Annotated in this window: 20 protein-coding genes and 1 riboswitch; of the genes, 10 read left to right on the forward strand and 10 right to left on the reverse strand. The window is 74.1% G+C overall.

Going from position 1 to position 18,440, the window contains the following annotated elements:
* The first annotated feature begins 187 nt into the window (after window positions 1-187).
* From CRP30_RS04950 to CRP30_RS04965, 4 genes are all read left to right on the forward strand, one after another.
* Window positions 188-556: a hypothetical protein gene (locus CRP30_RS04950; protein WP_143278399.1), complete on the forward strand. Its 369-nt coding sequence runs from the start codon at window positions 188-190 to the stop codon at window positions 554-556.
* A 22-nt stretch (window positions 557-578) separates the two neighbouring features.
* Complete coding sequence (locus tag CRP30_RS04955; RefSeq protein WP_097182769.1) at window positions 579-1,370, forward strand: thioesterase family protein; 792 nt, start codon at window positions 579-581, stop codon at window positions 1,368-1,370.
* Window positions 1,371-1,463: 93 nt separating this feature from the next.
* Window positions 1,464-2,354: a mechanosensitive ion channel family protein gene (locus CRP30_RS04960; RefSeq protein WP_097182770.1), complete on the forward strand. Its 891-nt coding sequence runs from the start codon at window positions 1,464-1,466 to the stop codon at window positions 2,352-2,354.
* Window positions 2,351-2,851 (forward strand): WLR motif membrane protein, encoded by a 501-nt coding sequence (locus CRP30_RS04965; RefSeq protein ID WP_097182771.1) that lies wholly within the window; start codon window positions 2,351-2,353, stop codon window positions 2,849-2,851. The genes CRP30_RS04960 and CRP30_RS04965 overlap by 4 nt, the downstream gene beginning before the upstream one ends.
* On the opposite strand, the gene CRP30_RS04970 is transcribed toward CRP30_RS04965, so the two are convergent.
* Window positions 2,835-3,887 (reverse strand): zinc-dependent alcohol dehydrogenase family protein, encoded by a 1,053-nt coding sequence (locus CRP30_RS04970; protein ID WP_097182772.1) that lies wholly within the window; start codon window positions 3,885-3,887, stop codon window positions 2,835-2,837. The two genes, CRP30_RS04965 and CRP30_RS04970, sit on opposite strands and share 17 nt — an antisense overlap.
* Before the next feature lie 106 nt (window positions 3,888-3,993).
* Here CRP30_RS04970 and CRP30_RS04975 point away from each other — a divergent pair, with 106 nt between their 5' ends.
* The 4 genes from CRP30_RS04975 (at window position 3,994) to CRP30_RS04990 (ending at window position 8,991) form a co-directional block, all read left to right on the forward strand.
* On the forward strand, window positions 3,994-5,055 hold the full coding sequence (locus tag CRP30_RS04975) for a threonine aldolase family protein (protein ID WP_097182773.1): 1,062 nt from the start codon (window positions 3,994-3,996) through the stop codon (window positions 5,053-5,055).
* A 54-nt stretch (window positions 5,056-5,109) separates the two neighbouring features.
* Window positions 5,110-5,225, forward strand: a riboswitch (SAM riboswitch).
* A 44-nt stretch (window positions 5,226-5,269) separates the two neighbouring features.
* Window positions 5,270-6,562, forward strand: coding sequence for a bifunctional o-acetylhomoserine/o-acetylserine sulfhydrylase (locus CRP30_RS04980; RefSeq protein WP_097182774.1), 1,293 nt, complete (start codon window positions 5,270-5,272; stop codon window positions 6,560-6,562).
* Window positions 6,563-6,581: 19 nt separating this feature from the next.
* Window positions 6,582-7,652, forward strand: a complete 1,071-nt coding sequence (metX, locus tag CRP30_RS04985) for a homoserine O-acetyltransferase MetX (RefSeq protein ID WP_097182775.1) — start codon at window positions 6,582-6,584, stop codon at window positions 7,650-7,652.
* 133 nt (window positions 7,653-7,785) lie between these two features.
* Window positions 7,786-8,991: a cysteine desulfurase-like protein gene (locus CRP30_RS04990; protein WP_097182776.1), complete on the forward strand. Its 1,206-nt coding sequence runs from the start codon at window positions 7,786-7,788 to the stop codon at window positions 8,989-8,991.
* A gap of 10 nt (window positions 8,992-9,001) precedes the next feature.
* Here CRP30_RS04990 and CRP30_RS04995 read toward each other — a convergent pair whose 3' ends face one another.
* Window positions 9,002-9,580 (reverse strand): gamma carbonic anhydrase family protein, encoded by a 579-nt coding sequence (locus tag CRP30_RS04995; RefSeq protein ID WP_235003170.1) that lies wholly within the window; start codon window positions 9,578-9,580, stop codon window positions 9,002-9,004.
* 64 nt (window positions 9,581-9,644) lie between these two features.
* Between CRP30_RS04995 and CRP30_RS05000 the strand changes: the two genes are divergently transcribed.
* Window positions 9,645-10,682 carry a 5-methyltetrahydropteroyltriglutamate--homocysteine methyltransferase gene (locus CRP30_RS05000; RefSeq protein ID WP_097182778.1) on the forward strand — a complete coding sequence of 346 codons (1,038 nt, stop codon included), beginning with the start codon at window positions 9,645-9,647 and terminating at the stop codon, window positions 10,680-10,682.
* On the opposite strand, the gene CRP30_RS05005 is transcribed toward CRP30_RS05000, so the two are convergent.
* From CRP30_RS05005 to CRP30_RS05025, 5 genes are all read right to left on the reverse strand, one after another.
* Window positions 10,683-10,880 carry a helix-turn-helix transcriptional regulator gene (locus CRP30_RS05005; RefSeq protein ID WP_097182779.1) on the reverse strand — a complete coding sequence of 66 codons (198 nt, stop codon included), beginning with the start codon at window positions 10,878-10,880 and terminating at the stop codon, window positions 10,683-10,685.
* 5 nt (window positions 10,881-10,885) lie between these two features.
* Window positions 10,886-11,293, reverse strand: a complete 408-nt coding sequence (locus tag CRP30_RS05010; protein WP_097182780.1) for a hypothetical protein — start codon at window positions 11,291-11,293, stop codon at window positions 10,886-10,888.
* Between the two features lie 83 nt (window positions 11,294-11,376).
* On the reverse strand, window positions 11,377-12,726 hold the full coding sequence (gdhA, locus tag CRP30_RS05015) for an NADP-specific glutamate dehydrogenase (protein ID WP_097182781.1): 1,350 nt from the start codon (window positions 12,724-12,726) through the stop codon (window positions 11,377-11,379).
* Window positions 12,727-12,785: 59 nt separating this feature from the next.
* Window positions 12,786-13,676, reverse strand: a complete 891-nt coding sequence (locus tag CRP30_RS05020) for an NAD(P)H-hydrate dehydratase (protein ID WP_097182782.1) — start codon at window positions 13,674-13,676, stop codon at window positions 12,786-12,788.
* Window positions 13,657-14,397, reverse strand: coding sequence for a histidine phosphatase family protein (locus CRP30_RS05025; protein WP_097182783.1), 741 nt, complete (start codon window positions 14,395-14,397; stop codon window positions 13,657-13,659). The genes CRP30_RS05020 and CRP30_RS05025 overlap by 20 nt, the downstream gene beginning before the upstream one ends.
* A gap of 105 nt (window positions 14,398-14,502) precedes the next feature.
* Between CRP30_RS05025 and CRP30_RS05030 the strand changes: the two genes are divergently transcribed.
* On the forward strand, window positions 14,503-15,078 hold the full coding sequence (locus CRP30_RS05030; RefSeq protein ID WP_097182784.1) for a YdeI/OmpD-associated family protein: 576 nt from the start codon (window positions 14,503-14,505) through the stop codon (window positions 15,076-15,078).
* 16 nt (window positions 15,079-15,094) lie between these two features.
* Here CRP30_RS05030 and CRP30_RS05035 read toward each other — a convergent pair whose 3' ends face one another.
* From CRP30_RS05035 to CRP30_RS05045, 3 genes are all read right to left on the reverse strand, one after another.
* A complete protein-coding gene (locus CRP30_RS05035; protein ID WP_097182785.1) occupies window positions 15,095-16,090 on the reverse strand; it encodes a C40 family peptidase in 996 nt (331 codons plus the stop codon).
* A gap of 356 nt (window positions 16,091-16,446) precedes the next feature.
* Entirely contained in the window at window positions 16,447-16,749 is a 303-nt protein-coding gene (locus CRP30_RS05040; RefSeq protein ID WP_097182786.1) for a hypothetical protein, read from the reverse strand.
* Window positions 16,750-17,019: 270 nt separating this feature from the next.
* Window positions 17,020-18,408 carry a metallopeptidase TldD-related protein gene (locus CRP30_RS05045; RefSeq protein ID WP_097182787.1) on the reverse strand — a complete coding sequence of 463 codons (1,389 nt, stop codon included), beginning with the start codon at window positions 18,406-18,408 and terminating at the stop codon, window positions 17,020-17,022.
* Window positions 18,409-18,440 lie beyond the last annotated feature (32 nt).

Raw genomic sequence — 18,440 nt, forward strand, 5'->3', positions numbered from 1 at the left:
CCACGGGATCCGTCGCGATGACGGGCTCCGACGGAGCGGATCCTATCGAGACCGGCGGGCGCACCACCGCTGCCCGGCCCGACCGGCCGCGCGATCCGCCCAGGGAGCTCACAGGACCGTCCGGTTCCCTGGCGGCATGGAGACGGATGGACCCGATGAGGATCGACCGGATCAGCAGGTGGGCGCCGTGCGGCGACGGCAGCCGTGGTCCGAGCGCCGCCGCCGTTTGCTGCTCGGCCTCGCCGGGGGTGGCCTGGCCGGCGGGCTCGGTGCGATCGCGCTGCCCGCGCAGTACGGGGTGACCGCCGGGCTGCTGGCTCTGCTGTGCGGATTCCTGCTGCTGGCGGCCGCCGCCGCGTTCGTCCTCGTGCCGGGGCCCGGCACGGCCGGCACGCTCGCGCGGTCGGTCCCCCTGGCCGGCGCGGCGTGCGTCGTCGCCGTCCTCCTCCTGCTGTCCGCCCCCGAGGACGTGCGGTGGCTGTGGTGGTCGGCGACCGCGGCCACCGCCGCATGGACCGGGGGTGCCGCCTGGCAGGCCCGCCGCACGGCGGTCTGAGGGGAGCGCCAGACTGCTGGGCATGGAACTCCCGGCCGCTCTCTACGAGCCCACGGACGACGGGTACCTGGCGACCGCCCTGACCATCGGACCCTGGGATCCGGGGCTGCAGCACGCCGGCCCGCCGGCTGCGCTGCTGCTCCGCGAGGCCGAGCGGGCGAGCGGGATCGAGGGCGGGCAGACGGTGCGGCTGGCCTACGACATCTTCGGCCCGGTGCCGGTGGGCCCGGTCCGGCTGCGGTCGTCGGTCGTCCGGTCGGGACGGCGGATCGAGCTGGTCGAGGTGGTGCTGACGGCCGGTGACGAGCGGCCGCTGATGCGGCTGTCGGCCTGGCGGATGCGCACCCGCGCCGACGGCGCCGCACCGCCGGCCCCCGCGCCCCATCCCGCGGTCGCCGGGCCGCAGGACAGCCGCGCGGAGGACGCGGCGTTCTTCACCACCGACGTCGCCTACCACCGGGCGCTGGAGTGGCGGTTCCCCACCGGGAGCTTCAACGCCCCCGGCCCCGCGTCGGCCTGGACGACCCCGCGCTGCTCCCTCGTCGAGGGCGAGCCGATGACGCCGCTGCAGCACCTGCTGGTCATGACCGACGCGGCCAGCGGGATCTCCGCCGAGCTGGACTGGACGAGGGCCACGTTCGCCAACGTCGACCTGCTGGTCTCGCTCAGTCGGCCACCCCGCGGGGAGTGGGTGGGCATGGACGCGGTGACCACGCTGGGCGGCTCCGGTGCCGCGCTGTGCACGGCCGTCCTCTTCGACGAGGACGGCGCGATCGGCCGGTCGGCGCAGTCGCTCTTCGTGGAGCCACGCTGACGGCCCGTCGGCGCCCCGGACGAGAACGGGGCATGGTGGACCGGACGACGGATCGACGAGGGACCGACCGACCGATCGAGTGACAGGAGTGGCATGGATGCGCTGACCGAGGTGCGCGACTGGCTCTCGGGCCGCGGGCTCGAGGTGGTGCTGATCGTCGTCGGATCGGTGCTCCTGGCCCGCTTCGTCTCGTGGGTGGGCACCCGGATCACCGACCGGATCGACGCCCGCTACACGGGCGGCGACGCGCTGGTCCGCTCGGAGGCTGCCAAGCACCGGCACTCCCTCACCCAGGTGCTCACCTGGGCCGCGGTGGTGCTCATCTACTCGATCGCGGTGTTCTTCGTGCTGGACCGGCTGGGCGTCCCGGTGACCGGCCTGGTCGCGCCGGCGACGGTCCTCGGCGTCGGGCTCGGCTTCGGCGCCCAGCGGATCGTCGGCGACGTCCTGGCCGGCTTCTTCATCATCACCGAGCGGCAGTACGGCTTCGGGGACGTCGTCTCGATCCAGGTGGTCGGCGGCGGGGACCCGGCGAACGGCACCGTCGAGGACGTGACGCTGCGGGTGACCCGCGTCCGGTCGGCCGACGGCGAGGTCGTCACGGTCCCCAACGGGCAGATCGTCAAGGTCGTGAACCTGTCGCGCGACTGGGCGCGGGCCGTCGTCGACGTCCCGATCCCCACCGCCGTCGACGTCAACCGGGCCAACGAGATCCTCCGCGGCGTCGGCCGCGAGGCGTTCCGCGACCCGGCCCTGCGGCCGCTGCTGCTCGACCCGCCCAGCGTCATGGGCGTGGAGAGCCTCGACCTCGACCAGGTGAACGTCCGGATGGTGGCGCGCACCCTGCCCGGCAAGCAGTTCGAGGTGGGCCGTGACCTGCGCGCCCGTGTCGTGCTGGCCTTCCGCGCCCAGGGGATGAGCGTGCCGACGCCGACGACCGTGTCGGCCGCCGTGCCCGGCCGCCGGGCGGAGGAGGACGCGTGACCGGGCCGGAGGAGAAGGCGACCGCGGAGCAGCCGACAGAGGTGCAGCCGGAGGTCCAGCCGTCGGTCAGCACGTCCCCCGCGGACGGGCCGACACGCAGCCGCTGGCACCCGTCGCGGATCCCCTCGCACCTGGGCCGCGCACGGACGTCGACGGTGGTCCTCGCCGTCCTCTTCGTCGCCGTCTACGTGCTGTACCTCAACGTGAAGCCGCCGACGCCGGGGGCCGCGACGACGTCGACCACGGAGACCGGCACCGTCGTGCCCGCGCCTTCGCCCACGACGACGACGGGGCCGGAGCCGGCTCCCGAGACGACCCCGGAGGCGACGACGTCCGCACCCCGGACGACGACCGCCCCGTCCACCAGCGCCGAGCCGACGCCCACCGAGGAGCCGACGGAGACCCCCCTCGAGGAGACCGACGAACCGCTGCCCTCGACCACGAGCGCCCCGTCCACCCGGACGAGCGCCCCCACGGGGGTCAGCCCGTCGGGCTGATCCGGGGTCGGAACGACGTGACGACGGCGATCCCGGGCCGGCCGCCGACCTCGGCGAGGGCGGCCGGGGCGTCGTCGAGCCCCAGCTCCCGGGTCACGAGCCGGCGCGGGTCCAGCCGGCCGGCGGAGATCAGGCCCAGCAGCTCGGGGTAGGCGTGGGCGGCCATGCCGTGGCTGCCGAGCACCTGCAGTTCCAGGGCGATCACCCGCTCCATCGGCACGTCGGCGCGGCCCTGGCCGGGCGGCAGCAGGCCGACCTGCACGTGCCGCCCGCGGGGCCGGAGGCTGCGGACGGAGTTCGCGCAGGTCACCGGCGCGCCCAGGGCGTCGAGGGAGACGTGCGCCCCGCCGCCGGTCAGCTCCACGACGGCGGCCGGGACGTCGGCACCGCCGTCCAGGACGTGCTCGGCACCCAGCTCCCGCGCCAGCTCGAGGGCGCCGGCCGCGACGTCGACGGCGACCACCCGGGCGCCGGCGGACACCGCGATCTGGACGGCGGACAGGCCCACGCCGCCGCAGCCGTGCACCGCGACCCATTCCCCGGGTCGTACCCGGGCGACGTGCACGACCGCGCGGAAGGCGGTGGCGTAGCGGCAGCCCAGCGCCGCGGCGGTGGCCAGGTCGAGGTCCGCGGGGACCGCGACGAGGTTCACGTCGGCCGCGTCGAGCGCCACGAACGCGGCCAGCGAGCCCCAGTGCGTGAAACCGGGCTGCGTCTGGCGGGCGCACACCTGGTGCTCCCCCGCCGCGCACTGCGCGCACCGGCCGCAGGCGTTGACGAACGGCACCGTCACCCGGTCGCCCACCCGCCATCGCCGGACCTCCGCCCCGACCGCGGCCACCGTGCCCGCCAGCTCGTGCCCGGGGACGTGCGGCAGGACGACGTCGGGGTCGTGACCCTGCCAGGCGTGCCAGTCACTGCGGCAGATCCCGCTGGCCGCGACCTCCACGACGACGCCGTGCGGCGACGGGTCGGGCGCCGGGACCTCCCGGACCGTCAGCGGGCCGGCGAAGGACTCGAAGAGCAGCGCGCGCACGCGCCCAGCCTGCCGTGCCCGGGGTCGGGCGGCCGAGCGGGCCGTGACGTGCCGGGCATCGGCCGGTTCGGGACGGCTGTTTCACGTGAGACATCAGACTGGGGTCGTGGACGCCGACCTGACCGCTCTCCGCGACGCCTGCGACCGCGCGCTCCCCGGGCACGGGCCGCAGACGGCCGCCGACCTGCTGGCGACCGTCCCGCCGGACACCGCCGTCGACCGCTACGGCGACGGCGGGGTGGTGGCCGAGCTGGAGGCCGAGGTGGCCGCGCTGCTCGGCCTCCCGGCCGCCGTGTACCTGCCGAGCGGGGTGATGGCGCAGCAGGCCGCGCTGCGGGTGCACGCCGACCGGCGGGGCCGGCGCGCGGTCGTCTACCACCCGGAGAGCCACCTCGAGCGGCACGAGGACCGGGCCCCGGAACGGCTGCACGGGCTCGTCGGGCGGCCGGCCGGGGACCGGCACCGGCTGCTCCTGCGCGCCGACCTCGACGCCGTCGCCGAACCGCCCGCCGCGCTGCTGGTCGAACTGCCGCAGCGCGACCTCGGCGGGCAGCTGCCCGCCTGGGACGACCTCGTCGCGCAGGTCGCCTGGGCCCGCCAACGGGGCGCCGCCGCCCACCTCGACGGCGCCCGGCTGTGGGAGGCCGCAGCCGGCTACGCCCGTCCGCCGGCCGAGATCGCCGCCCTGTTCGACACCGTCTACGTCAGCTTCTACAAGGGCATCGGCGCGCTGGCGGGGTGCTGCCTGGCCGGCCCGGCGGACGTCGTCGCCGAGGTGCGCGAGTGGCGCCGGCGGATGGGCGGCACGCTGTTCGGGCTGTGGCCGGGAGCGGCGTCGGCGCTCAGCTGCCTGCGCCGGCGGCTGCCGCTGTTCCCCGGCTACCTGCAGCGGGCGCGGGAGATCGCCGACGCCGTGCGCGACCTGCCCGGGGTCACCGTCATCCCCGGCCCCCCGCAGACGCCGATGCTGCACCTGCTGCTCCGCACGGGCGCGGACGACTTCCGGACTGCCGCGCGAGAGCTCGCCGAGGGCGGTCTCTGGACGTGGGAGCGGTCGATGACGACCGGCGACCCCGCGGTGCAGCGGGTCGAGCTCCCGGTCGGCGACGCCACCATGGCGCTGTCCCTCGACGAGGTGCGCGGGGCGATCGCGACGCTGGCCGGCTGACCAGGCCCCGGGCGGGTGTGCCGGGTGCGTTCCGGCGTCCTAGGATCGGCAGTGGCTCACGAGAGGCAGCGACAAGCACCTGGCTGGCTGCCCGGCAACCTCAACTCCGTCTGAGGTGCTCCAGGGGAAGAGCCGGCCGGACGACGCCCGTCGCCCGGCAAGGACGGAGTTCCTGCGCGCCGCGGGATCTCCCGCGAGCGATAGGAGACGGCGCATGACCGACCCGCAGAGCTGGAGCTTCGAGACCCGGCAGATCCACGCCGGCACGAGCCCCGACCCGACGACCGGCGCCCGCGCGCTGCCGATCTACGCCACCACGGCCTACCAGTTCCGCGACAGCAAGCACGCCGCGGACCTCTTCGCCCTGGCCGAGATGGGCAACATCTACACGCGGATCATGAACCCGACGCAGGACGCGCTGGAGCAGCGCGTGGCCTCGCTCGAGGGCGGTGTCGCGGCGCTGGCCGTGGCGAGCGGGCAGTCGGCGACCACCCTGGCGCTGCTCAACGTCGCCGAGGCCGGCGACCACGTCGTCGCCTCCGCCTCGCTGTACGGCGGCACGTACAACCTGCTGCACCACTCGCTGCCCAAGCTCGGCGTCACGGTCTCCTTCGTCGAGAACCCGGACGACCCGGAGAACTGGCAGTCCCTGGTGCAGGCCAACACCAAGGCCTTCTTCGGCGAGACCATCGGCAACCCCAAGGGCGACATCCTCGACATCGAGACCGTCGCCGGGGTGGCCCACCGCAACGGCGTCCCGCTGATCGTCGACAACACCATCGCGACGCCGTACCTGATCCGGCCGTTCGAGTTCGGCGCGGACGTCGTCGTGCACTCGGCCACCAAGTACCTGGGCGGGCACGGCACCGCGATCGCCGGCCTGATCGTGGACGGCGGCACGTTCGACTGGGCCGGTGGCAAGCACCCGGGCTTCACCACCCCGGACCCGACCTACAACGGCGTGGTCTACAAGGATCTGGGCGCACCCGCCTACGCGCTCAAGGCCCGCGTGCAGCTGCTGCGCGACCTCGGCCCGGCCATTTCCCCGTTCAACGCCTTCCTGGTCGTGCAGGGCATCGAGACGCTGTCGCTGCGCCTCGAGCGGCACGTGGGGAACGCCACGAAGGTGGCGCGGTTCCTGGAGAGCCACGACGCCGTCGACCGGGTGAACTACCCGGCGCTGGAGTCCTCGCCGTGGCACGGGGCGCAGCAGAAGTACGCGCCCAAGGGTGCCGGTGCGGTGCTGACGTTCGAGCTGCACGGGGGCCGCGAGGCCGGCCAGAAGTTCGTGGAGGCGCTGGAGCTGCACAGCCACGTGGCCAACATCGGTGACGTCCGCAGCCTCGTCATCCACCCGGCGTCGACGACGCACTCGCAGCTCACGCCCGACGAGCAGCTGACGACCGGTGTCACGCCGGGCCTGGTGCGACTCGCCGTGGGCCTGGAGGGCATCGAGGACATCCTCGCCGACCTCGAGGCCGGTTTCCGCGCCGCCAAGGCCGTCTGACCGCGCCGGCGGGCCGATCATGGGCGGGTGGGTCGAGGGGGACCCGGTCGGCGACCGGGTGTTCCTCGACCTGCCCGCGTTCTCCCCGGAGCGCGGCGGCGTGCTGCCGGCGGTCCGGGTCGCGTACGAGACGTGGGGGACCCTCGCGGCGGACGGCGGGAACGCCGTCCTGGTCGAGCACGCTCTCACCGGCGACAGCCACGTCGTCGGTCCGGCCGGGCCGGGGCACCCGACGCCGGGGTGGTGGGACGGGCTGGTCGGGCCCGGCGCCCCGCTGGACACCGACCGGTTCTTCGTCGTCTGCGCCAACGTGCTGGGCGGCTGCCAGGGGACGACGGGGCCGTCGTCCCTCGACCCGGACGGGATCCGCTGGGGGTCGCGGTTCCCCGAGGTGACCGTCGGCGACCAGGTGCGGGTGGAGGCGGCGCTCGCCGACGCGCTCGGCATCGACCGGTGGGCGTGCGTCGTCGGCGGCTCCATGGGCGGCATGCGGGCGCTGGAGTGGGCGGTGGCGCTCCCCGAGCGGGTGGGGACGCTGTTCTTCCTCGCGTCGGGCGCCGTGGCCACCGCCGACCAGATCGGCACGCAGACCACCCAGCAGGCCGCCGTGCGCAGCGACCCCCGCTGGGCGGGCGGTGACTACGACCCGGCCGACCCCCCGCTGCAGGGGCTGGGCGTCGCCCGCCGGATCGCCCACCTCACCTACCGCAGCGCGTTCGAGCTGGGTGAGCGGTTCGGCTCCGCGGTGCAGGAGGACGGCCGGTTCGCCGTCGCCAGCTACCTGGAGCACCACGCCGACAAGCTGGGCCGCCGGTTCGACGCCGGCAGCTACGTCGTGCTCACCGAGACCATGAACAGCTGGGACGTCGGCCGTGGCCGCGGTGGCGTCGAGGCGGCGCTGGGCCGGGTGACCGCGCGGTCGGTGGTGGCCGGTGTGGACAGCGACCGGCTCTACCCGATCACCCAGCAGCAGCAGGTGGCCGACGGGCTCGACGTCCCGCTGCACGTGATCGCGTCCCCCTACGGGCACGACGGCTTCCTCATCGAGGTGGACGCGGTCGGGAAGCTGCTGCGGGACCTGCTGCGCTGACCGCTGCGCCTGCCACCTGCCACCTGCCACCTGCCACCTGCCACCTGCGGATGCTCGTGCTCTGAGTCCGTGGGGACTCAGAGCACGAGCGTGCGGAGGTGCCGCTCCGGTCGCCTGGGTAGCGTCGCCGGGCATGAGCTACGACGTCGCCGCGGTCCGGGCGCAGTTCCCGGCGCTGCGAGCCGGCACCGCCCACTTCGACGGCCCCGGTGGCACCCAGGTGCCGGAGGCCGTCGCCCGCGCGGTCGCCGACACCCTCACCGCGCCGATCGCCAACCGCGGCCGGACCACCGCCGCGGAACGCACCGCCGACGACGTCGTGACCGGTGCACGCTCGGCCCTGGCGGACCTGCTCGGCGCCGACCCGCGCGGGATCGTCTTCGGCCGCAGCGCCACCCAGCTGACCTTCGACGCCTCGCGGGCGATCGCGGCCGGCTGGGGGCCGGGTGACGAGGTCGTCGTCTCCCGGCTCGACCACGACGCGAACATCCGCCCGTGGGTGATCGCGGCCGAGGCCGCCGGCGCGACGGTGCGCTGGGCGGCCTTCGACCCCGCGACGGGCGAGCTCACCGCCGACGACGTCGCCGAGGTGCTCACCGACCGCACCCGGCTGGTGGCCGTCACCGGGGCGTCGAACCTGATCGGCACCCGCCCGCCGGTGGCCGCCATCGCCGAGCGCGTGCACGCGGCCGGCGCCCTGCTCGCGGTCGACGGCGTGCACCTCACCGCCCACGCCCCCGTGGACGTCCGCGCGCTGGGCGCGGACCTCTACACCTGCTCGCCGTACAAGTTCCTCGGGCCGCACTGCGGCGTCCTGACCGCCGACCCCGCGCTGCTGGGGTCGCTGGCACCGGCCAAGCTGCTGCCGTCGTCGGACGACGTCCCGGAGCGCTTCGAGCTGGGCACGCTGCCCTACGAGCTGATGGCCGGGACGACGGCGGCGATCGACTTCCTCGCCGGCCTCGCCCCGGACGGTGGTACGCGGCGGGAGCGGCTGCTGAGCGCGATGGCGGCCGTCGAGGAGTACGAGGACGGCCTGCGCGAGCACCTGGAGGCGGGCCTGGCCGCGCTGCCCGGTGTCCGGCTCTGGTCGCGCGCCGCGCACCGGACGCCCACCCTGCTGGCCACGTTCGACGGGCGGGACGCCGCGGACGCGTACCGCTTCCTCGCCGCGCGGGGGGTGAACGCTCCGGCGGGCTCGTTCTACGCGATCGAGGCCAGCCGCTGGCTCGGCCTCGGCGCCGCCGGCGGCCTGCGCGTCGGCCTCGCGCCCTACAGCGACCGCGACGACGTCGACCGCCTGCTCACGGGCCTGAGGGAGTGGCTGGCCGTCCGTTAGGACCCCGGCGTCAGGACAAGGCGTCGCCCGGCACCATGCCGGCCGGCGGCAGCGGGCGCCGGACCACCGGGCGGACCTTGCGCGCCTCGGGGAGCCGCTCGTAGTAGGCGGCCGCGTTCCCGCGGATGTGCAGCAGGTCGTCGTCGGTGGCCTCCCGCACCACCTTCGCCGGGACGCCGGCGATCACCGAGCGCGGCGGGAACTGCTTGCCCTGGGTGACCACGGCGCCGGCGGCCACGATCGAGCCCGAGCCGATGTGCGCTCCGTTCATGACGACGCTGCCCATGCCCACCAGCACCTCGTCGTCGATCCGGGCCCCGTGCAGCACCACGCGGTGCCCCACGGTGACGTCCCGCCCGATCACCAGCGGGAAGCCGGGGTCGGAGTGCAGCGTGCAGCCGTCCTGGACGTTGGACCCCGCGCCGATCTCGATCGTCTCGTGGTCGGCCCGGGCCACCGCGCCGTACCAGATGCTGGCGCGCGGACCCATGCTGACGGCACCCACCACGACGGCGGTCGGTGCCACGAAGGCGTCGTCGTCGATCTTCGGGGCCCCGAAGGGGAGTTCCGCGATGTAGTTGTCTGCCACGCCGTCCAGCACAGCACAGCCCCGGACTGCGCGCACCGGTCGCCCGCGCGGCAGACTCGCCGACATGCCCGCCCGCGCCCTGCCCCGGCTGCCCACGTCGATCGTCGGGAGCCTGCCCCAGCCGGACTGGCTCATCGACCGGGACCGCCTCGCCCACCAGTTCCCGCCACGGGTGCGGGCAGCGGAGCTGTGGCGGGTCGCGCCGGAGCTCCTCGCCGGGGCGCAGGACGACGCGACCCTGCTGGCGATCCGGTCGCAGGAGGACGCGGGGCTCGACATCGTCACCGACGGCGAGATCCGGCGGGAGTCGTACTCCAACCACTTCGCGACGGCGCTCAGCGGGATCGACGTGGACCGTCCCGGCAGCATCCTCAACCGCTCCGGCAAGCCGATCCCGGTGCCGCGGGTGGTCGGTGACGTCGGCCGGCCGGCCCCCGTCCAGGCCGACGACGTCCGGTTCCTGCGCGCGCACACCGACCGGACCGTGAAGATCACCGTCCCCGGGCCCTTCACCATGGCGCAGCAAGCCCAGGACGACCACTACGGCGACGACCGCGCGCTGGCGCTGGCCTACGCCGACGTCGTCCGTGCCGAGATCGCGGACCTCTTCGCCGCCGGCGCCGACATCGTGCAGATCGACGAGCCGTGGCTGCAGGCCCGCCCCGACGTCGCCCGGCGGTACGGGGCGGAGGCGGTGACCCGGGCCGTGGAGGGCGCGCCCGGCCCGGTGCACCTGCACCTGTGCTTCGGCTACGCCGCGATGGTCGCCGAGCGTCCCGAGGGCTACTCGTTCCTGCCCGAGCTCGCCGACACCCCCGTCGACACGGTGGCCGTGGAGACCGCGCAGTCCTCCCTCGACCCGGCCACGCTGCGGCCGCTCCGCGGCAAGGGCATCGCCCTCGGCGTCCTCGACCTGTCCACCCCGGAGGTGGAGACCCCCGAGGTGGTGGCCGACCGCGTCCGGCGGGCGCTGGTCGACGTCGACGTCGACCGGCTGGTGCTCACCAGCGACTGCGGTCTCAAGTACCTGCCCCGCGACTCCGCCGCCGGCAAGATGCGCTCCCTGGCGCTGGCCGCCGAGATCCTGCGCGCCGAGCTCTAGTCAGCTCTCGTCGGGCGTGAAGACGTCCTCGATCCGGCAGCCGAACAGGGCCGCCACCCGGAACGCCAGCGGCAGGCTGGGGTCGAAGCGTCCCTTCTCGAGCGAGATCACGGTCTGCCGGGAGACGCCCAGCTCCTCGGCCAGCCGGCCCTGCGACCAGCCGCGGGCGGCGCGGCGCTCGGCGAGGTCGTTGCGCACCCCCCTCAGGCCTCGCGTCGGCGCAGCACCGCGAGGCGGACGGCCACGTCGGCCATCGCGACGACGAGCAGGGCGCCCAGCGCCGTCGTCGCGGCCACCTCCAGGCCGGTGGTGGCGAGCGCGGTCGTGCCGACGCCCGCGACGACCAGGACGTCCAGGAACGACGCCGAGGCGCTGCGGTGCCACCACTGCTGCTCGACGGTCTCCTCCGGCCGGGCGACCTCCTCGGTGTCCGCGGTGCCGGACAGGAAGACCAGCCAGCCGACGCCGTAGGCCGGTCCGACGGCGCACGCGGCGAAGACGCCGGTGCGCAGCCAGAACTCGTCGTCGTTCCCGAAGACCCCGGCCAGCAACCCGAGCGCGGCCGCGATCACCAGCCCCGTGAGCACCGCAGCGACGTGCCGCACGACCATGATCGACTCCCCTGTGAAGCGTGCTTGACAGGGGAGAGGGAATCAGCGGTGCACGGAACTGTCAAGCACGCTTGACAGAGGTGTCAGATCAGCCCGTGCGCGTGCACGGCCTCCGCGACCTCCAGGAAGCCGGCGACGTTGGCGCCGAGCACCAGGTCGCCGGGCGATCCGTACTCCTCGGCGGTCTCGTGGCACCGACGGTGGATGTTGCGCATGATCTCCTCGAGCCGCTGCTCGCTGTGCTCGAACGTCCACCGGTCGCGCGAGGCGTTCTGCTGCATCTCCAGGGCCGAGGTCGCCACGCCGCCGGCGTTGGCCGCCTTGCCCGGCGCGAACGCGATGCCGGCCTCCCGGAGCGCCGCGACCGCCTCGGGGGTCGTCGGCATGTTGGCGCCCTCCACGACGTAGCGGCAGCCGTTGCCGGCCAGTGTCCGGGCCGCGTCGGCGTCCAGCTCGTTCTGCGTCGCGCTGGGGACGGCGACGTCGCAGGGGACGTCCCAGACGCTGCCGTCCACGACGAACGACGCGCCGCTCACGCGGTCGGCGTAGTCGGAGATCCGGCCGCGCTCGACCTCCTTGACCTGCTTGAGGACCTCGACGTCGATGCCCTGCTCGTCGACGACGTAGCCGCTGGAGTCCGAGCAGGCCACCACCCTGCCGCCGAGCTGGTGCACCTTCTCGATGCCGTACACCGCGACGTTGCCCGAGCCGCTGATCACCGTGCGCTTGCCGTCGAACGACTCGCCGGCCGCCTCCATCATCGCCTGGGCGAAGAACGCGGCGCCGTAGCCGGTGGCCTCCGTGCGCACGAGCGCCCCGCCCCAGCCGAGACCCTTGCCGGTGAGGACACCGGACTCGTAGCGGTTGGTGATCCGCTTGTACTGGCCGAAGAGGTAGCCGATCTCGCGGGCGCCGACGCCGATGTCACCGGCGGGCACGTCGGTGTACTCGCCGATGTGCCGGTACAGCTCGGTCATGAACGACTGGCAGAACCGCATGACCTCGGCGTCCGACCGGCCCTTGGGGTCGAAGTCGGAGCCGCCCTTGCCACCGCCGATCGGCATGCCGGTGAGCGCGTTCTTGAAGATCTGCTCGAAGCCGAGGAACTTGACGATGCCCAGGTTCACCGAGGGGTGGAAGCGCAGGCCGCCCTTGTAGGGCCCGAGAGCGGAGTTGAACTCCACGCGGAACCCGCGGTTGATCTGCACCTCGCCGGAGTCGTCCTGCCACGGGACCCGGAAGATGATCTGCCGCTCGGGCTCGCAGATCCGCTCGATCGTCTTCATCTCCGCGTACTCGCTGTGCCGTCCCAGGACGACGGCGAGAGACTCCAGCACCTCGCGGACGGCCTGGTGGAACTCCTCCTCGCCGGGGTTGCGGCGCAGCACCTCCGCGTAGATCTCCTGCACCTTCGCCGGCACGTCGACGTGCACGCAACCTCCAGGACTGGTCGGACGAACGGGGAGTCAACGTACGCGCGACGCTCCGGCGCTCACGGGACGACCTCGGCCAGCGCCTTGGGGATCTCCCCCGGCAGCTCCCGCGCGAGGAAGCCGAGCCGCCCCACCGAGGAGGCCAGCCGCTCCCCCGCCCGGCCGTGCAGGTAGGCGGCCCAGACCGCGGCCTGGGCCGGCTCGGCGCCACGGGCCAGCAGGCCTCCGGTGATGCCGGCCCGCACGTCGCCGGAGCCGGAGACACCCAGCCCGGCGTTCCCGCTCTCGTCCAGCCACAGCTGCCCGTCCGGCGTCGCGATCCACGACGTCGCCCCGCCCAGGCCGACGACCGCCCGCGTCCGCCCCGCGAGATCGAGGGTGGCCGCGCCCGGGTCGTCGTCGATCTCGTCCTCCTCCACGTGCAGGGCGTAGCTGATCTCCGTCGGGTTCGGGGTCAGCACCACCCGGCCGCCGAGGTGGTGCAGGCAGGTGTCGTCGGCGGTGACGCAGGCCAGCCCGAGAGCGTCGATGGCGAGGGGGCCGCGGAGGTGCGGCAGGAGCCGCTTGCCGAAGGCCTCCGTCGCGTCCTTGTCCGTCATGCCCGGCCCGATGAGCACGGCGTCGGCGGACTCGGCCAGCTCGCGCACGACGTCCGCGGCCTCGGGTGCCACGGCGCCGCCATCGGTCTCGGGCAGCGCCCGCACGAGGGCCTCGGGCAGCGCGGCGGCGGCGAACGGGGCGAGGGAGGCCACGGTGGCGACCTGGAGCTTGCCGGCGCCCGCGCGCATGGCGCCCTCGGCGGCGAGCAGGACGGCGCCCAGGGTCTCGGTGCTGCCCCCGATCACCAGGATCGAGCCGCGGGCGTTCTTGCCGCCGGTCGGCTCCGGGAGCTGCCAGCCGCGCAGCACCTCGGGGGTGACCTGCGTGGGCTCAGGGCTGCTGGACGACATCGGGCTCCTCGGTGACTTCCTCGTCGCGGGCGACCAGGTGGTCGACGGCGTTGAACTCGGCGAGCCGGAGATCGCCGGCGTCGTCCATCTCGTAGCGGGTCAGCGAGGCGTTGGCGACCTGTTCCTCGCGGTCGACCTCGAGCAGCTCCTGCTCGGTCAGTTCCTCGAGGACGTACCGGAGCACCATGATCACGGCCTGGTGGGCGACGATCAGCAGCCGTTCGCAGTCGTGCCGCAGCGCCTCGGTGGCCAGCAGGCTGCGGATCCGCAGCGCGACGTCGGCCCAGCTCTCCCCGCCCGGCGGCCGGTAGTAGAACTTCCCGAGCAGGTCGCGGCGGCGTGCCTCGTCCGGGTACTGCTCCCGGATCCCGGTGCCCGTCATGCCGTCGAAGGCACCGAAGTCGCGCTCGCGCAGCCGTTCGTCGGTGCGGACGCGGACGTCCAGTCCCGCGGTGGCCAGCTGTGCCGTCGTCAGCGCCCGGGCGAACGGCGAGCTCAGCACCGCCGTCGGCCGCTGGTCGGCGGGCAGCTCGGCCAGGTGCCGGCCGAGCGCCTCGGCCTGGGCGCGGCCGGTGTCGGACAGGGGGACGTCGGGGTCGCGGACGTCGAGCTCCAGGCGGCCGGCCCCGGCCTCCTGCGCCCGGGCGTCGGCGACGTTCCCCACGCTCTCGCCGTGGCGGACGAGCCACACCACCGCCGGTCCGGGTCCACGGTCGCTCACGGGCTCTCCTCGCCGGTGCAGGGTGCGGTCACCCGGACGGCGTTAGCCGCGCAGGTGAGCGCCGAAACCGGCCGAACCGTCAGTGGCCGCAGGCAGGATGTGCCCGTGACGCTGCCGACCGACTTCCCGGTGCTCGCCTTCGCCGACCAGGCCGCCCTCGAGGCCTGGCTGGAGGCCGAGCACCTCACCGCCCCCGGGCTGTACGTGAAGATCGCCAAGAAGGCCACGGGCGTCCCGTCGGTGAACTGGGAGCAGATGGTCGAGGTGCTGCTCTGCTTCGGCTGGATCGACGGCCGGGCGAACCGGCTCGACGACTCCTGGTACCTGCAGCGCATCACCCCGCGGCGCGCGAAGAGCGTGTGGTCGCAGAAGAACGTGGCGACCGTGGAGCGGCTGATCGCCGAGGGCCGGATGCGGCCGGCCGGGCTCGCGGCGGTGGAGGCCGCCCAGGCCGACGGGCGCTGGGAACGGGCCTACGCCGGGCCGGCCACCATCACGATGCCGGACGACCTGGCCGCGGCACTGGACGCCGAGCCCGCGGCCCGGGCCGCGTACGACGCGCTGGACGGCCAGAACCGGTACTCCGTCCTCCACCGCGTGCACACGGCGGCCACGCCGGTCACCCGCGCGAAGCGGATCACGGCCCTGGTGCAGAAGCTGCGCGAGGACGGCGTGCCCTGAGGCCCCGTCCAGAGGTTCAGCCGAGCCGGACGCCGAACCTGAAGCCGCTCTGGTCGACGCTGGTGACGGCGACCGGCGAGCCGTACGTGCGGGCGTGCACCATCATCCCGTTGCCGATGTAGAGGCCCACGTGGCTGATCGGCGAGTAGAAGAAGACCAGGTCGCCCGCCTGCAGCTCACCGCGCGAGACCTGAGTGCCCAACTGCGACTGCGCGCGGCTGGAGTGCGGCAGGGAGATGCCCGCCGCGGCATAGGCGTACATGGTGAGGCCGGAGCAGTCGAAGGCGTCCGGGCCGGTCGCGCCGTAGAGGTAGCGGTCACCGACCTGCTCGAGAGCCGCCGTGATCGCGTCTCCCGCGGCGCCGGGGGGCATCGGCAGGTCCCGGGGGGCCTGGATCGCGCGACCGGCCACGGCCGTGGTGACCGCGGCCTGCTCGGCGGCCGACAGACGGGCGAAGTCGGCCTGGTACCGGTCGGCCTTCGCCTGCGCCTCGGCCTTCTGGGCCTGGAGCTGGTCGCGGCTCGCCTGGGCGGCGGCGGCGGCCTGGTCGGCGGCGGCCTGCGCCTGCTCCGCGGCCGACTGCGCGATCTCCACCTCCGCGACGAGGTCGTTGGTGTGCGTGGCGATCATGTCCAGCGTCGTCATCTGCTGGACGAGCTCGGCGGCGGACTCGCTGGTGAGGAAGGCGGCCACCCGCGACTGGGTCTTGCCGGTGAAGCTGCTCTGCGCGATCGCCGCGATCCGGGGCGCGTAGACGTCGAGGGCCGCCTGGGCGGCGGTGGCCTGCGCGGCGGCGTCGGCAGCGGCCTGCTGCTGGGCGGCGACGACGAGCTCCGCCTCGTGCAGTTGCTCGTCGATGACGGTCAGCTGCTGGGCGGTCTCGCGCATGAGGGTCTGCGCCTCGGTCGCGGTCGTGGGGTCGGCCGCGGCGGTCGAGGGGGCCAGCAGCCCGGTCGACACCGCGACCAGCGCGGCACCGAGGACGGCGCCGAGGGACCTGCCGAGTGACATGGCGGCGCGAGAAGGGCGCCGGGTCGTCGTGCGCGTGGACTGCACCGTCCGCCTCCGTCAGCTAGCGCCGGGCCCGGGGAAGGGGCACCATTCCGAGCGCGTCACGACGGACGGTAGGGATCCGGTGTCGACAAGTGCTGCACGGCGCGCTGATGACCGACGAGGCCACATTCCCTGCCGTCCCACCACATCCCAGCCGTCCCACTGATCCCACCCGTCCCGGCGCGACCATTCGCCACAACGGTCACCCTGCGGTGGCCGGAAAGCAGAAATGTGCGCCCAGGGTGCATTCCGCGTCGTGCGGAATGCGCCCCGGGCGCACATCAGCGCCCGCCGTCGAGAGGCGGGCGGACGAACTAGCCGGCGAGAGGTTCCTGCGCGACCTGCAGGGAGGCCACCGTGTCGAGGTCGCGCAGGATCGCGGCGAGCTCGTCGGCGGTCCATGCCTCGCAGCAGTCGCAGGTCTCGTCGTAGGTGGCGAGGCCGAGGCGGCCGCCGGCCTGGTCCTCGGCGATGGCGAGGTGCCCGGCGGCGGGATGACGATGGCAGGCGCAGCCCTGGGCGCACAGCCCGAGGCCCCACCCGGAGATCACGACCGTACGGCCGTCATCGCGGATCTTGCCCACCTGGAAGACGGACGGCTTGCGACTCCTGCTCACGGAGTCCTCCCCTTCGACAGTCCCGGTGGAAGTCCGGGCCCGGTGCGGTGCGGTGCGGACGAACTGGACAAGTAATCGGCAGGAATTCCACAGACCTGAAACCCCGTACGCGAATGCGTCCACTTCTCGGTCGAGCAGTGCCGCTCTTCCGATACCGAGCGTAATCGCGACAGCACGGGCCGTCCCCGGCATTTGTCACTGACGGTTGCGCGCAACAGTTGTGCACAAGTGGCCGTGCCGACTCGCGCCGTGCGACGCGTGTGACAGGAGTCAGCTCGCGGGGCTCACACTGCTCATGTTGAAGTCCGGCACGCGCAGCGCGGGCATCGCGCAGCGGGTGAACCAGTCGTTCCACTCCCGGGGCAGCGTCCGCTCGGTGCGGCCCGCCTGGACCACCCGCCCGAGGAGATCGACCGGCGATTCGTTGAACCGGAAGTTGTTGACCGCCCCCGTCACCTCGCCGCCCTCCACGAGGAAGACGCCGTCCCGGGTGAGCCCGGTGAGCAGCAGGGTCTGCGGGTCCACCTCGCGGATGTACCAGAGGGTGGTGAGGAACAGGCCGCGTTCCGTGCCGGCGAGCATCTCCTCGGTGGACGCCGACGCCGCCGGGTCCTCCAGGATCAGGTTGCCCACGGCCGCCGTCGCCGGCGCCGTGGTCCGCAGCGCCCACGCGCGGGGGCGGATCAGGTTCGCCAGCGTCCCGTCCCGGATCCAGTCCACGGCAGGGGTCGCCATCCCGTTGTCGAACACGGACGCCGACCCGGACGACGCGCCGACCACCTGGAAGGGGGCCGTCTCCAGGCCGGGGGCGTGCGGGTCGCTGCGCAGGGTCAGCGGGAGCGCGGCCAGCCGCTCCCCCACCCGGTTGCCGCCGCCGGTCCGGGCGAAGACGTTGCGGCCCTCGTCGGCATCGCGCGCCTCCATCGTCCAGTACAGGTAGATCATCAGGTCGCTGACCGCCGACGGCGGCAGCAGCGTCTCGTAGCGGCCGGCCGGCAGCTCGACGCGGCGCCTCGACCAACCCATCTTCTTCGCGACGTCCGCGGCCAGGTCGGCCACCGAGACGTCGCGGAAGTCCCGCGTGCCGACCCCCGCCCAGACCGAGCGGCCGAAGTCGGGGCTCTTGCCGTTCAGCTCCACCCGGCCGCCGGGCTGGTCGTGCCGCAACCGCAGGCCGGTCGAGCTGCCGAGGTAGGTGGTGCTCATCCCGTGCTCGGCGAACCCGTAGAGCAGCTCGTCGCGGTCGCGGGCCTCGCCGAACGCCTGGCCGAGGTCGGGGGCGAAGTCGGCGAACACCTCGATCGAGGTCTCGGCGGCGGGGGCGTCCCAGTCGCCGTTCCCTGTCGGGACGTCGCTGATCAGCGGGACGACGTCCTCGGCGGGCCCGGCGTCACGTGCGGCCTGCTCGCTCGCTGCGACCAGCTCGGCGACGTCCGGCGTCCCGGTGCGGGTCACCGTGCCGGCCGCCATGCCGGCGCCACCGTCGACGAAGGAGATGACGACGACCTGGCGGGAGCGCATCGACCCGTTCGTCGTCAGGCTGTTGGCCGCCCAGCGCAGGTTGGCCTCGGAGCTCTCGACGACGAAGGTGATCTGGTCGTCGGCGGTCGAGGCCGCGAGGCACTTCTCGACCAGCTCCTGCGGGCTCACCCGGCTCATCTGTTCACCCGTTCGCTACCGCGCAGCGCTCC

Source organism: Blastococcus haudaquaticus (assembly GCF_900230285.1).
GTDB classification, from domain to species: domain Bacteria; phylum Actinomycetota; class Actinomycetes; order Mycobacteriales; family Geodermatophilaceae; genus Blastococcus_B; species Blastococcus_B haudaquaticus.